General features: G+C 43.4%; 12 protein-coding genes. 11 read left to right on the forward strand and 1 reads right to left on the reverse strand.

Going from position 1 to position 15,434, the window contains the following annotated elements:
* Positions 1-29: 29 nt before the first annotated feature.
* From ilvD to BN3456_RS14800, 7 genes are all read left to right on the forward strand, one after another.
* Complete coding sequence (gene ilvD / locus BN3456_RS14770; RefSeq protein WP_089985423.1) at positions 30-1,703, forward strand: dihydroxy-acid dehydratase; 1,674 nt, start codon at positions 30-32, stop codon at positions 1,701-1,703.
* Positions 1,704-1,714: 11 nt separating this feature from the next.
* The gene (gene ilvB / locus BN3456_RS14775) at positions 1,715-3,394 is read left to right on the forward strand and encodes a biosynthetic-type acetolactate synthase large subunit (RefSeq protein WP_347458082.1); all 1,680 of its coding nucleotides are present in this window, start codon (positions 1,715-1,717) and stop codon (positions 3,392-3,394) included.
* 31 nt (positions 3,395-3,425) lie between these two features.
* Positions 3,426-4,517, forward strand: coding sequence for a 3-phosphoserine/phosphohydroxythreonine transaminase (gene serC, locus BN3456_RS14780; RefSeq protein WP_089985585.1), 1,092 nt, complete (start codon positions 3,426-3,428; stop codon positions 4,515-4,517).
* Positions 4,510-5,673 (forward strand): phosphoglycerate dehydrogenase, encoded by a 1,164-nt coding sequence (locus BN3456_RS14785; protein ID WP_089985427.1) that lies wholly within the window; start codon positions 4,510-4,512, stop codon positions 5,671-5,673. The genes serC and BN3456_RS14785 overlap by 8 nt, the downstream gene beginning before the upstream one ends.
* Positions 5,674-5,854: 181 nt before the next feature.
* Entirely contained in the window at positions 5,855-7,243 is a 1,389-nt protein-coding gene (locus BN3456_RS14790; RefSeq protein ID WP_089985429.1) for a 2-isopropylmalate synthase, read from the forward strand.
* Positions 7,244-7,264: 21 nt separating this feature from the next.
* Positions 7,265-7,924 (forward strand): GntR family transcriptional regulator, encoded by a 660-nt coding sequence (locus BN3456_RS14795; RefSeq protein WP_089985432.1) that lies wholly within the window; start codon positions 7,265-7,267, stop codon positions 7,922-7,924.
* 44 nt (positions 7,925-7,968) lie between these two features.
* Positions 7,969-9,165, forward strand: a complete 1,197-nt coding sequence (locus BN3456_RS14800) for an NADP-dependent isocitrate dehydrogenase (RefSeq protein WP_089985434.1) — start codon at positions 7,969-7,971, stop codon at positions 9,163-9,165.
* Positions 9,166-9,256: 91 nt separating this feature from the next.
* Here BN3456_RS14800 and abc-f read toward each other — a convergent pair whose 3' ends face one another.
* Positions 9,257-11,203, reverse strand: coding sequence for a ribosomal protection-like ABC-F family protein (gene abc-f, locus BN3456_RS14805; RefSeq protein WP_089985437.1), 1,947 nt, complete (start codon positions 11,201-11,203; stop codon positions 9,257-9,259).
* A 174-nt stretch (positions 11,204-11,377) separates the two neighbouring features.
* Here abc-f and BN3456_RS14810 point away from each other — a divergent pair, with 174 nt between their 5' ends.
* The 4 genes from BN3456_RS14810 to BN3456_RS14825 all read left to right on the forward strand — a co-directional run bounded on the left by BN3456_RS14810 (position 11,378) and on the right by BN3456_RS14825 (position 15,352).
* On the forward strand, positions 11,378-12,025 hold the full coding sequence (locus BN3456_RS14810; protein ID WP_089985439.1) for a redox-sensing transcriptional repressor Rex: 648 nt from the start codon (positions 11,378-11,380) through the stop codon (positions 12,023-12,025).
* A 176-nt stretch (positions 12,026-12,201) separates the two neighbouring features.
* Entirely contained in the window at positions 12,202-13,707 is a 1,506-nt protein-coding gene (locus BN3456_RS14815) for an NAD(P)H-hydrate dehydratase (RefSeq protein WP_089985442.1), read from the forward strand.
* Positions 13,704-14,870, forward strand: coding sequence for an alanine racemase (gene alr, locus BN3456_RS14820; RefSeq protein WP_089985445.1), 1,167 nt, complete (start codon positions 13,704-13,706; stop codon positions 14,868-14,870). Before BN3456_RS14815 ends, alr begins: the two co-directional genes overlap by 4 nt.
* Positions 14,871-14,986: 116 nt before the next feature.
* Complete coding sequence (locus BN3456_RS14825; protein ID WP_089985587.1) at positions 14,987-15,352, forward strand: type II toxin-antitoxin system PemK/MazF family toxin; 366 nt, start codon at positions 14,987-14,989, stop codon at positions 15,350-15,352.
* Positions 15,353-15,434: the final 82 nt, after the last annotated feature.

Below are 15,434 nucleotides of genomic sequence, written 5' to 3' on the forward strand. Positions count from 1 at the left end.
TCTTGTGAGATAAAAAGGAGGTTTTTATCATGAGAAGTGATAGAGTGACAAAAGGTGTACAGCAGGCACCACATCGTTCCCTGTTCAACGCACTGGGAATGACACAGGAGGAACTGGACCGGCCGTTGGTAGGTGTAGTCAGTTCTTATAACGAAATTGTACCAGGGCACATGAATCTGGACAAAATTACAGAAGCGGTAAAGATGGGTGTTGCAATGGCCGGAGGGACTCCGGTTATGGTTCCTGCGATTGCTGTCTGTGATGGAATTGCCATGGGGCATGTAGGAATGAAATATTCTCTTGTTACAAGAGATTTGATTGCTGACTCCACAGAAGCTCTTGCCTTGGCACATCAATTTGATGGGTTCGTGATGATTCCAAATTGTGATAAAAATGTACCGGGACTTTTGATGGCGGCAGCCAGAATCAATGTCCCTACAATCTTTGTAAGCGGTGGTCCCATGCTTGCCGGTCGTGTGAAAGGCAACAGAACAAGCCTTTCCAGTATGTTTGAGGCTGTGGGAGCACATGCAGCGGGGAAGATAACGGAGGAGGATTTGTGTGAGTTTGAAAATAAGGCATGTCCCACTTGTGGTTCCTGCTCCGGTATGTACACTGCGAACAGTATGAACTGTCTGACAGAGGCTCTGGGTATGGGATTAAAGGGAAACGGCACTATCCCGGCGGTTTATTCGGCAAGACTGCAGCTTGCCAAGCATGCGGGTATGCAGGTGATGGAGCTGATAAAGCAGAATATACGCCCCAGAGATATTATTACAGAGAAAGCTATTTTGAATGCGTTGACGGTGGACATGGCGCTTGGTTGTTCAACTAACAGCATGCTGCATCTACCGGCAATTGCCCATGAGATCGGTATGGATTTCGAGATTGACTTTGCCAATGAAATCAGCGCAAAGACCCCCAATCTTTGTCATCTGGCTCCTGCCGGACATACATATATCGAAGACTTGCATGGTGCCGGCGGTGTATACGCGGTTATGAATGAACTGAATAAAAAAGGACTCCTGAGCACAGACTGCATGACAGTAACCGGAAAGACAGTGGCCGAGAATATTGAAGGCTGTATGAATACAGATCCTGAGGTTATCCGACCAATCGACCATCCTTACAGCGAGACAGGCGGCATTGCCGTGCTCAAGGGAAATCTGGCACCGGACGGCAGTGTGGTGAAACGCTCTGCAGTAGTTCCGGAGATGCTGGTGCATGAGGGCCCCGCAAGAATCTTTGAGAGTGATGAAGCGGCAACAGAAGCAATCAATACAGGGAAGATTCATCCTGGCGATGTTATTGTGATTCGCTATGAGGGGCCCAAAGGCGGTCCCGGCATGAGAGAGATGCTGAATCCCACTTCCGCGATTGCAGGATATGGTCTTGGCTCCTGCGTTGCTCTGATTACAGATGGGCGTTTCAGCGGTGCATCAAGAGGTGCATCCATCGGGCATGTTTCTCCGGAAGCAGCAGTGGGGGGACCTATCGCCCTGGTAGAAGAGGGAGATATTATCAAAATTAATATACCTGAGTTAAAGCTGGATCTGGATGTTACGGAGAAAGAACTAGAGGCGAGAAGAGAAAAATGGCAGCCCAGAAAGCCTGAAATTACAACAGGATATCTGGCAAGATATGCTGCTATGGTTTCATCGGGAAACAGAGGTGCCATCTTGGAAGTTCCGGGGAAGAATTAGTTAGGAGGAATATTATGCACATATCTGGAGCAGAAATCGTGATTGCATGTTTAAAGGAGCAGGGAGTGGATACGGTTTTCGGGTATCCGGGCGGTGCTATCCTGAACTTATATGACGCTTTATATAAACATAGTGATGAGATCAGGCATATTCTGACATCCCATGAACAGGGGGCTGCCCATGCAGCGGACGGATATGCAAGAGCAACGGGCAGAGCAGGCGTCTGTTTTGCCACCAGTGGTCCGGGAGCGACTAATCTGGTAACGGGTATTGCCACGGCATACATGGATTCTATTCCGATTGTGGCAATTACCTGTAACGTGGGTGTCTCCCTTCTGGGGAAGGACAGTTTTCAGGAGATTGACATTGCAGGGATCACCATGCCTATCACGAAACATAACTATATTGTGAAGGACGTCGCAAAACTGGCAGAAACCATCAGAAAAGCGTTTCGTATTGCACAGACAGGCCGCCCTGGTCCGGTTCTCATCGATATTCCAAAAGATATAACAGCAGAAAAAACGGATTATAAACCGGCAAAAATTGAACCTACAGTGCCTGTTTCGGAAGCTGTTTCTGAAAAAGAGATTGATACAGCCATTTCTATGATAAATAAGTCTAAACGGCCATATATTTTTGTGGGTGGAGGAGCCGTCCTCTCAGGCGCCGATAAGGAATTGATGGAATTTGTAAATAAGGTGGATGCACCTGTTGCAGATACCCTGATGGGAAAAGGTGCATTTCCGGGCACAGATAAAAGGTATACCGGTATGCTGGGAATGCATGGTACGAAAACATCAAATTACGGAGTAAGTGCATGCGACCTTCTGATTGTTGTTGGAGCACGGTTCAGTGACCGGGTTACCGGAAACACAAAAAAGTTTGCAAAAAATGCGAAATTACTGCAGTTCGATGTGGACGAAGCTGAAATGAATAAAAATGTGATTATTACGAAAAGCGTTACAGGTGACATCAAAGAGGTTCTAAAGAAGGTCAATCAGAAACTGCCACCGCAGTCGCATCCGGAATGGATGGATAAAATTCAGGGTTATAAAGAAAAATACCCCCTCCAATATCATAAAGATGTATTATCCGGTCCGTTTATTGTGGAGGAGATTTACAGACAGACAAAAGGGGACGCGCTCATTGTGACAGAGGTTGGACAGCATCAGATGTGGGCAGCCCAGTATTATCAATTTACCAAACCCCGCACGCTAATTACGTCAGGCGGTCTTGGAACCATGGGATACGGCCTGGGCGCAGCACTGGGGGCAAAGACAGGATGCCCGGAGAAACTGGTGGTAAATATTGCCGGTGACGGGTGTTTCCGTATGAATATGAATGAAATTGCCACAGCCGTCAGATATCAGATTCCTGTAATTGAGGTAATCGTCAATAACCACGTGCTTGGGATGGTACGCCAGTGGCAAGATTTGTTTTACGAAAAGCGCTATTCTGCAACGGTATTGGAAGATGCAGTTGACTTCGTGAAGCTTGCGGAGGCTATGGGAGCAGAAGGAATACGAGCCACTACCCGGGAAGAATTTGAAAATGCTTTTGCAAGGGCACTTGAGCTAAAAAAACCGATTGTAATTGACTGTCAAATCGACTGCGATGAAAAGGTATGGCCAATGGTAGCACCGGGGGCAGCAATCAGCGATGTATTTGACGAAGATGATATGGAAATATGAGGATGAAGAATGCAGGAGGATTAAAATTACAATGAGAAGAGTTTACAATTTTTCAGCCGGTCCGGCAGTCTTGCCGGAGGAAGTATTGAAGTCAGCGGCAGAAGAAATGCTGGATTATAATGAAACAGGAATGTCGGTTATGGAAATGAGCCATCGCAGCAGGGCTTTTGAAGAAATTATAGGATCAGCAGAAGCAGATTTGCGGGAGCTTATGAATATTCCTGATAATTATAAAGTCCTTTTTTTACAGGGGGGAGCTTCCCAGCAATTTGCGATGATACCCATGAACCTGATGAAAAATAAAGTTGCAGATTACATTATAACCGGCCAGTGGGCAAAGAAAGCTGCCGAAGAAGCGGCGAAATACGGAAAGATCCATAAGATTGCCTCTTCAGAAGACAAAACTTTTTCCTATATCCCGGACTGCTCAAACCTTCCGGTATCAGAGGATGCGGATTATGTATATATCTGCGAAAACAACACTATTTATGGCACAAAATATAAGGAGCTTCCAGACACAAAGGGCAAAACCCTTGTGGCAGATGTGTCCTCCTGTTTTCTGTCAGAACCTGTGGATGTGAGCAGATACGGCCTAATCTATGGCGGCGTACAGAAGAATATCGGACCTGCAGGGGTGGTTATTGTTATCATCCGGGAAGACCTGATTACAGAAGATGTTCTGCCGGGCACTCCGTCCATGCTTACATATAAGATACATGCAGATGCAAAGTCTCTATATAATACACCCCCTGCCTACGGAATTTATATTTGTGGCAAAGTATTTAAATGGCTGAAGGAAATGGGCGGACTGGAAGTTATGAAAGCCCGCAATGAGAAAAAAGCGAAACTTCTGTACGACTTTCTGGATCAGAGTAAGCTGTTTAAGGGAACGGTGGTTGTGAAGGACCGATCGCTTATGAATGTTCCGTTTGTTACAGGAAATGCTGATCTGGATGCAAAATTTGTAAAGGAAGCAAAGGCGGCAGGACTTGAAAATATAAAAGGACACAGAACTGTAGGCGGTATGCGTGCAAGTATTTATAATGCTATGCCCTATGAAGGCGTGGAGACACTTGTGGCATTTATGAGGAAATTTGAAGAGGAGAATTTGAAGAATGTATAAGTTTCATTGCCTGAATCCTATTGCTCAGGTAGGACTGGAAAGATTTGACGAAGACTTCACTGGTACAGAAGATGCTGCAGATGCCGATGCAATACTGGTTCGCAGCGCTTTAATGTGTGATATGGAATTTAACAGCAAGCTGAAGGCAATTGCCCGCGCTGGTGCAGGAGTTAACAACATTCCTCTGGACAGGTGTGCCGAGGAGGGAATTGTTGTATTCAATACACCCGGGGCCAATGCCAACGGTGTAAAAGAACTTGTCATCGCAGGAATGCTTCTGGCCGCCCGGGATATTGTAGGCGGAATCAGCTGGGTACAGGAGCATGAGGAAGACGGGGACATTGCAAAGATTACAGAAAAAAAGAAAAAGCTTTTTTCCGGTACGGAGCTGGACGGAAAAAAACTAGGTGTCATTGGTCTGGGTGCTATCGGTGTTCTGGTGGCAAATACGGCTATTCATTTAGGGATGGAAGTATACGGTTATGATCCTTACGTTTCCGTAGATTCGGCATGGAAACTCTCCAGAAGTATCCATCATGCGAAAACAGTTGATGAGCTTTATAAGGAATGTGACTATATTACAATCCATGTACCTGCTACAGATACTACAAAAGAGATGATTGATAAGGACAGTATCAGTCTTATGAAAAAAGATGTGGTGATTTTAAATTTTGCAAGAGACATTCTTGTGAACGGGGAAGATATGGTAGACGCACTGATATCCGGAGCGGTAAAACGATATGTGACGGATTTTCCCACCCCGGAGATTGCCGGAGTCAAAGGCGCAATTGTAATACCTCACCTTGGCGCGTCCACGGAAGAGTCCGAGGATAACTGTGCAAAAATGGCAACCCGGGAAATCATGGATTACCTGAAAAACGGAAACATTGTACATTCTGTAAATTATCCAGACTGTGATATGGGGGAGAAGGGAGAAAATACCAGGATTACAATTCTTCACCGCAATGTGCCGAACATGTTGGGACAGTTTACTGCCTTGCTTGCTAAAGCGGATATGAACATTTCTCTTTTGACCAATAAAAGCAGAAAAGAATATGCATACACAATGATTGACACGGAAGGAGATATCACCGAAGAAGTAGAGAAAGCATTTTCGCAGATAGACGGTGTGCTTAAGGTGAGGATTCTTCTGTAAATTATGTTCTTAAAAATGCTGTGCAATGACACAATGGTTCATTGCACAGCATTTTTTACAGTTTACCGCAGTAACGTATTGACAATTCGTGTATAATTGTATACGATTATACACGAATGCAATGTATAGGGTGAATTGTTATGCTTCACTTGCAGTCTTTTCACAGGAGGTAAAGAAGAACATGGAAGAAAGAAAAATATTTTTGAACAGGCACACAAATTTACTGGAACTGGAGGAACACATGTATCCACTTGTAGATGTGGATACTCCCAATACATTCCAGAATTTATTCCGCTATGATCAGATACCTAAAATTGCTTTTAACGACAGAATAGTACCACATCACATGCCGGATGAAATCTGGATTACAGATACAACCTTTCGGGACGGACAGCAGTCCCGCGCCCCATATACAACAGATCAGATTGTAACAATTTATGATTATCTGCATAAATTAGGAGGTCCAAATGGGAAAATCAGACAAAGCGAATTTTTCCTGTATAGTAAGAAAGACAGAGACGCAGTATACAAATGTCTTGAGAAGGGGTATAAGTTTCCAGAAGTTACGAGCTGGATACGAGCCAGTAAAAAAGACTTTGAACTGGTAAAGGATATCGGATTGAAGGAAACGGGTATTCTTGTAAGCTGTTCTGACTACCATATTTTTTATAAGCTTAAGATGACAAGAAAAGAGGCACTGGAGCATTATCTGTCTGTGGTGCGTGAATGTATAGAGACAGGAGTCAGGCCAAGGTGCCATCTGGAGGATATTACAAGGGCTGATATATACGGATTTGTGATTCCCTTCTGTGTGGAACTGATGAAGCTGATGGATGAGTACCAGATTCCAGTGAAAATCCGTGTATGTGATACCCTGGGCTATGGAGTAAATTTTCCGGGGGCGGTAATACCCAGATCAATCCCGGGCATTATTTATGGCTTGATGACACATGCCGGTGTCCCCAGCGAGCTGATAGAATTTCACGGTCACAATGATTTTTATAAGGCGGTAAATAATTCTACTACAGCCTGGCTTTATGGCGCCTGCGGGGTAAACTGTTCCCTGTTCGGAATCGGAGAACGCACTGGGAATACGCCTCTGGAGGCTATGGTATTTGAATATGTCCAGCTTCGGGGCACCCTGGATGGAATGGACACCACCGTTATTACAGAGCTTGCAAAATATTATACAAAAGAAATAGGCTATCACGTTCCTTCCAGGACGCCCTTTGTGGGAAGAAATTTTAACGTGACAAAAGCGGGAATCCACGCAGATGGTATGCTGAAAAATGAAGAAATCTATAACATATTTGACACCAGTAAGTTCCTTAACCGCCCGGCCCGGGTTTCTGTATCCAATACATCAGGAATTGCAGGCATTGCTTATTGGATCAATACATACTATAAACTTCCCTCCGAGAAGCAGGTGAATAAAAAATCTTTGCTTGTACAGGAAATTAAAAAGTGGGTAGATAAAGAGTATGAAGACGGACGTGTTACAGTTTTGACAGATGGTGAATTAGTTGCTAAAATAGATGATGTATGTGGCAAACTGCATATCGTACTCTAATTTTGGAGGAAATATAATAACATGGAAGAATATCAGGAACATTCTCTGGGCGGACGTGTTTTTCAGAAGATCCGGGAAGACATACTCAAGGGCAAATATGAGGAACACGACGAATTAAGGGAAAACACAATCGGAAAAGAGCTTGGAGTAAGCCGTACTCCTGTGCGTGAAGCACTCAGACAGCTTGAGCTGGAAGGTTTAGTCTCTATTGTTCCAAACAAAGGTGCATATGTAACAGGAATCTCAGGGAAAGATGTAAGAGATATTTATATTATCCGTTCCATGCTGGAGGGCCTGTGTGCCAGATGGGCAACTGAAAATATAACAGCGGTGCAGATGGATGAACTTGATGAGATTATGCTGCTTTCCGAGTTCCACATAAAAAAGGAGGGAGATATCAATCCAGAGCAAATTACAGAACTGGACAGCAGATTTCACAATGTTTTATACGAAGCATCTGACAGCAGGATACTTTCTCATGTGCTGGCAGATTTTCATGGCTACGTTCAGAGAGCCCGCAAGTTTTCTGTAGTATCGGAGGAGAGAGCCAGAAAATCCATACGTGAACACAGACAGATATTGCGTGCAATCAAAGAAAAAGATGCCGATTTGGCGGAACAACTGGCAAATGAGCATATGCTGCATGTAATGCAGAACCTGAAGAAACAGGGATATGAGTAGATTACCCGGCAAAACATTTAACATTTAACAAGGAGACTGACGAGATGGAAAAGATTAAGATGAGTACCCCTATTGTTGAGATGAACGGAGATGAAATGACAAGGATTCTCTGGAAGATGATTAAAAAGAATCTCCTGGAGCCTTATATTGAGCTGAATACTGAATATTATGACCTGGGTCTGGAAAAGAGAAATGAGACAAATGACCAGATTACAGTTGATGCGGCCAATGCCACTAAGAAATACAAAGTGGCTGTCAAATGCGCAACCATTACGCCAAACGCAGCTCGTATGAAAGAATATGACCTGAAAGAAATGTGGAAAAGTCCAAACGGGACAATCCGTGCAATTCTGGATGGCACTGTTTTCCGTGCTCCCATTGTTGTAAAAGGCATTGAACCCTGCGTAAAAAACTGGAAGTATCCAATCACTATTGCAAGACACGCCTACGGTGATGTTTATAAAGCCTCTGAGATGAAAATACCGGGGCCGGGGAAAGTGGAACTTGTTTATACAGCAGAAGATGGAACTCAGACAAAAGAGCTGGTGCATAATTTTGCTGGTGAGGGGATTGTACAGGGAATGCATAATCTTAACCGGTCCATTGAAAGCTTTGCCAGAAGCTGTTTTAATTATGCCCTGGATTCAAAGCAGGACATCTGGTTTGCTGCTAAGGATACAATTTCAAAAAAATATGACCACACATTTAAGGACATTTTCCAGAACATTTATGATACAGAATATAATGAAAAGTTTAAATCTGCGGACATCGAATATTTCTATACCCTGATTGATGACGCAGTAGCCAGAGTTATGAAGTCGGAGGGTGGATATATATGGGCATGTAAAAATTATGACGGAGATGTAATGAGCGATATGATTTCCTCCGCGTTTGGCTCACTTGCCATGATGACGTCTGTACTTGTATCTCCTGAAGGCGACTATGAATATGAGGCAGCTCACGGAACTGTGCAGAGGCATTATTATAAGCACTTGAAAGGCGAAGAGACCTCTACCAACTCTGTAGCAACCATTTTTGCCTGGACAGGAGCACTCAGAAAACGCGGAGAACTGGATGGTAATAAAGAATTAATGGAATTTGCAGACAAACTGGAAAAAGCAACGATCGATACAATTGAAAGTGGAAGCATGACAAAAGATCTTGCTTTAATTACAACCATTCCAAATGCCACAGTGTTAAACAGCGAGGACTTCATAAAGACAATTGCTATGCGATTATAGGTGGGAAGTTTTATATAAAAAGGAAATGCCAGTTTTGAAATATAAATCAAAACTGGCATTTCCTTTTATACACTTTTTGTTAAGAGAGCCGTTAAGTGTCAGCCAGGTTTCCCCATTTTTCATAGAGTTTTTCCAGCTCTTTTGTTTTTACAGCTTTTTCAAGAGATAATTCCTGACACTTGACAGAATTAGAATAGACGTCTTCTCTGGTCATAAGCTCATCAATTTCTGCATTTCTATCTTCCAGTAGAGTAATGCGCTCTTCCGTCTTTTCTAGTTCATTTTGTCGTTTCCGTTCTTTTGCCTGCTGTGCTTTCTGTTCCTGCCAGCTTAATTTTCCCTCCGATACAGACTCTGACGCACCTGCGCTTAAAAATTCCCCATTAGAAGATATGGAAGGGGAGGAGCCCGCCGAAGCATAGACTTTCACCAGTTCATCTTTCTTTTCTAAGTAATAATCATAGTTGCCGATATAATTTACAAAGGTCTGATTCACAAGTTCTAGAATTCGTGTGGCGGTCTGATTGATAAAATAACGGTCATGGGACACATAAAGGACAGTTCCTGTGTAGTCGTTCAATGCTTTTTCAAGAATCTCTTTTGAGGTAATGTCCAGATGATTTGTTGGCTCGTCCAGTATCAGAAAATTTGCCTCAGAGAGCATGAGCTTTGCAAGGGACACTCTGCCTTTCTCACCGCCGCTTAAGTCTTTGATCAGTTTATACACATCATCTCCGGTAAACTGAAATGCGGCTAGTGTGCTGCGTATCTGGGTGTTGGTTAAAGTCGGATAATCATCGGAAATCTCATCAAAAATATTTTTCCGGCTATGAAGAACATGGTGTTCCTGATCATAGTAGCCGATTTTAACCTTAGATCCCAATGTAAAGGACCCCGTATCCGGCAGGAGAACTTGATTTAATATCTTCAAAAGAGTCGTTTTTCCTGTTCCATTGTCGCCGATAATTGCCACATGTTCACCCCGCGTGATTTCAAAACTGACATCCCGAAATAATGTCTGACTTTCGAAACTTTTGGACAGCCCTTCCACCCGCAGTACATCATTACCGCTGATACAGGATGGCTCCAGTGAAAAATGCATTTCTCTCGCTGCTTCACGGGGTTTTTCTACAGGGGTTATTTTGTTCAGCATTTTTTCACGGCTTTCTGCGCGCCGTATGGACTTTTCACGGTTGAACTGCCGAAGTTTTTCTATAACAGCTTCCTGATGTTTTATTTCATTCTGCTGATTCAGATATTCTTTTATCATCGCATCGCGTATCTGCTGTTTTTTATCGGCATAGGCTTTATAGTTACCTGCATACATACGAATAGTGCCATTCTCTATTTCAATAACTTTGGATACCACTCGGTTTAGGAAAAATCTGTCGTGGGATACGATAAGTACGGCACCGGGATAATTGATCAGATAGGTTTCCAGCCATGTGATAGAATTTAAATCCAGATGATTTGTGGGCTCATCCAAAAGCAGTATATCCGGTTTTGTGAGAAGCAGTTTACCAAGAGACACCCTTGTTTTCTGTCCTCCGGATAATGTCTCCGTCTTTTTATCAAATTCCTTCTCCTGGAATCCCAGGCCTTTCAGGACTCCAATCAGCTCACTTTCGTAGGCGTAGCCGTTTTCCGACTCAAACCGAGACATCAGCCGGTTATATGTGGAAAGTCTGTTTTGCAATTCTTCACCTTCTAAAAGTTTTAATTCCTTTTCAATGCTCCGAATCTGCTGTTCGAGTTCGATGATATCTGCCTTTGCAGTTTTTACTTCCTCGTAGATGGTGCGTCCTGCCTCCATATCTTGCTGTTGGGCCAGATATCCCAAAGTTTTACCCCTTGTCAGTATAATTTGCCCGTCATCGGCAGGTTCTTCTCCTACAATCATTTTTAAAATGGTTGACTTTCCCGCTCCGTTCACACCTACCAGTGCCGCTTTTTCTATATCTTCTATATGAAATGATCCATCTTTTACAATCAGCTGTTCGCCGAAGAATTTATTAAGATTATGACATGCAAGTATCATAAGATTCCTCCTTGGTTTTTGCTTACAGTTCTGCTGTCTTCTGTTCCTTTTGAACCGCTGCATAATTACACACTTCTTTAATTATAGCGAAAATACTATAAAATACAACTAAAAATTGACTTTCTGAACACGATTCTATATAATAAACCTAAACTAAATTTGGAGGAAACAGCAGTGGAAGATAGAGAAATATCGCGTGCAGTGATTGGGAGGCTACCAAGATATTATCGATTTCTGGGAGAATTGCTGGATGAAGATGTAGAGCGCATCTCTTCCAGCGACTTGAGTAAGAAAATGCGTGTTACAGCATCTCAGATTCGGCAGGATTTGAATAATTTCGGTGGTTTTGGCCAGCAGGGATATGGCTATAATGTCAAATATCTGTATACAGAGATAGGCAAAATATTGGGTTTAGATCATACACACAATATTATTATTGTAGGAGCAGGAAATCTGGGACAGGCACTGGCCAACTATATGGGATTTGAGAAAAGCGGGTTTATACTGAAAGGTCTTTTTGATGTAAATCCAAGACTGGAGGGGGTAGCGATTCGTGGTATACCCATCAGAAGAATAGATGAACTCAAAGATTTTATCAAACACAATGATATTGAAATTGCCGTTCTGACAATTCCAAAGTCAAAAGCAGAAGAAGTGGCTGAAATATTGGTTGCAGGTGGGATTCATGGAATCTGGAATTTTGCACATACAGATTTGATTCTGCCCGATAATGTAGTAGTAGAGAGTGTGCATTTATCTGATAGTCTACTGGAATTATCCTATAATATCAGCAGCCTGGAAAAGGGCAAAGGAAATAACTGACAATGCAGGACGTGTAATAAAGACAGTGGTCTTTTTACACGTCGTTTCACATTCTACAATTGCTAGAACCAAGCAGATATATTTAACGAGAGCCAAACAGCAATAAAACCGTAGGTTTTCAAGCTTGGCTCTGAGCAGTTATGTTGTAAGAATTGATTTAGGAGGGTTAGGAAAGTATGAGATATCTGCCGACAGGGGAGTGGATGCAGGAAGCAGACCGCTATACAATCCAGGAGATTGGCATTCCTTCCATGGTATTGATGGAACGTGCAGCGCTTAAAACTGTTGATATTCTTGAAAAAGAACAGGTAAATCTGGACAAAACACTGATCGTCTGTGGCTCAGGAAATAACGGAGGCGATGGCTTTGCGATTGCAAGACTGTTAAAAGAGAAGGGATACGAAGTAACTGTCTCTTTCATCGGCAAAGAAGCTTCTATGAGTGAGGATTGCAGGCAGCAATTGAAAATCGCTAAAAAATGCGGCGTTTGTATAGTAACATCCATAAACCGAAAGGAATATACTAGTGTAGTGGATGCCGTTTTTGGAGTGGGGCTAAATCGGGAGATTACGGGAGCTTACCGGGAGAATATTGAAAAGATGAACCATCTGCCGGGGCAGAAAGTTGCTGTGGATATTCCCTCAGGCATTTGCTCCGCTACAGGAACACTTTTGGGAACAGCTTTTTTGGCAGAACTGACAGTTACTTTTGCATGCGAAAAGCTAGGGTGCATTCTGTATCCCGGACATGTGTATGCGGGAAAGACAATTGTCGCGGACATTGGTGTCAGCAGAGAAATTTTTGAAAAAGAGCCATCGGTTTGCTACACTTTTGACAGGGCCGATTTACCTAAACTGCTCCCGGCGAGGAAACCGAATTCTCATAAAGGTACCTACGGAAAAGTGCTGATGATCACCGGAAGTTTAGGTATGGCGGGAGCTGCTTTTTTAAGTGCAAAGGCAGCGTATATAACAGGTGCAGGACTAATACAGGTTTACACAGCAAAAGAAAACAGGAGTATTTTGCAGCAGCTTTTGCCAGAAGCTATTATTTCCACTTATACAGACTATGATGAAGAAAACCTGCATCGCCTTCTTGACTGGGCCGATGTTGTGTGCATAGGGTGCGGTCTGGGGAGGACAGATGTTTCCAAAAACCTGGTTGTCGGAACAGTGAAGCGGGTAAAAACTCCATGTGTCATCGATGCCGATGCTCTGTATATACTAAGCCGTCATACGGAACTTTTAAAAGGGCAGGAACGTAAATTTGTCCTGACTCCTCATATGAAGGAAATGACTGGCCTGCTGGGGTGCACTATGGAGGAACTTCAGAAAGAACGTTTCGAAAAACTTCAGACATTCACAGAACAATGCAGTGTGGTTTGTGCTTTGAAAGATGCACGAACCTTAGTATCAAAGCGGGACAGACAGATATTCGTGAACACGGCCGGCAACAGTTCTATGGCTAAAGCCGGGTCCGGAGATGTACTTGCGGGTGTGATTGCCGGTCTCATGGCACAGGGGCTTGGCTGCTATGAATCAGCTGCCTGTGGAGTATATCTCCACGCCTGCGGAGGGGATGAGGCAAAGAAAGCAAAAGGCTCTTACAGTACATTGGCAGATGATTTGATTACAGGTATAGGAATCTGTATAAAAAAGACAGAGGAGAATATGGTACAATGAAGCAATACAACAGGGTGTATGCCGGTATAGACTTGGATGCAGCGGTTTACAATATGGAACAAATGAAGAAGAACATTGGGGACACAGCTCAGATGATTGCTGTTCTCAAGATGGACGGATACGGGCATGGAGCCGGCCCTCTTGCCAGAATCTTTGAAGAAAAAGAATATATATGGGGGTATGCTACTGCGAGCCTGGAGGAAGCTGTGTCTCTTCGAAACACCGGCGTAGAAAAACCAATTCTAGTTCTGGGCTGTATTTTTCCTGATCAGTATGAGGAAATGCTCCTAAACAATATCCGTGCCACGGTCTACATGAAAGAGATGGCCCGGGCGATGTCCGAGGCTGCCGTAAAACTAGGCAGAACAGCATACTTTCATATCAAGATTGATACGGGAATGGGAAGACTTGGATTCATACCGGACAGAAAAAGTGTGGAGGATATTCGTGAAATAAGCAGTCTCCCAAATGTAAAACTGGAAGGAATGTTCACACACTTTGCAAGGGCAGATGAAGAAGATAAAAGATACACAATAGAGCAGCATGATAAGTTTGTGAGGATGGAGGAATCACTGAAAAGTGAAGGAATAGATATTACATATCACCACTGTGACAACAGTGCAGGAATCATTGATTTTCCCGAAATGAAACATAATCTTGTGCGGGCAGGAATTTCAATCTACGGGATATATCCCTCCGATGAGGTTTCTAAAGAGCCAGTGCATTTAAAGCCGGTGCTTGAACTAATCAGCCATATTACTTTCGTCAAAGAGGTACCGGCAGGAACCGCCATCAGCTATGGCGGCATATACGTAGCACAGAAAAAAATGAGGGTGGCTACCATACCGGTGGGGTATGGGGACGGTTACTCCAGGGGACTTTCTAATAAAGCAGATGTGCTGATACACGGAAAACGTGCCAGAATACTGGGGCGTGTCTGCATGGATCAGTTTATGGTCGATGTCACCGACATACCGGAAGCAAAGTATATGGATAAAGCTGTGCTAATCGGCTCGGACGGGGCAGAGCACATTTCTGTGGAGGAATTAAGCAATATAAGTGGGCGTTTTCCCTATGAATTTTTATGCTGCCTTGGAAGACGGGTTCCCAGAGTTTACATAGAAAACGGAGAGGTTGTAGAACAGGCAGAATACCTGTCTTAGAGCCGAATATACCGATTTACAAATCATCCCGGCCAATTTTTACGCCGGTCTGCATACATCCGAAAAAAGCGGGAATACTCAAGTATCAAAGTGAAGAATCGGAGTGTGAAATGGTTTTGGTAATTAAAAGAGGAGATATATATTACGCGGATTTAAGTCCTGTTGTGGGATCGGAACAGGGGGGCATCCGCCCGGTACTGGTTATTCAGAATGATGTGGGGAACAAACACAGTCCTACAGTTATCTGTGCAGCGATTACATCCAGGATGAATAAAGCAAAACTGCCGACCCATATTGAAATAAGTGCACAGAAATACAATATCGTAAAAAATTCTGTGATATTGCTAGAGCAGATACGTACCATCGATAAACAGAGACTGAAAGAATTTGTCTGCCATGTGGACAGCCAGATGATGAGGAGAGTGGATGATGCAATTAGAATCAGCCTGGAGCTTCCTACATATACAGAGAGGAATCTATAAAGAAAGAATTGAAATATCGCAAGAAGAATGATAAAATTGTATAGCGAGTTTAATAGATAAAGTACGTTAAGAAAAGAAAAAG

This window comes from Clostridium sp. C105KSO13, from assembly GCF_001517425.1.
Lineage (GTDB): Bacteria > Bacillota > Clostridia > Lachnospirales > Lachnospiraceae > Muricomes.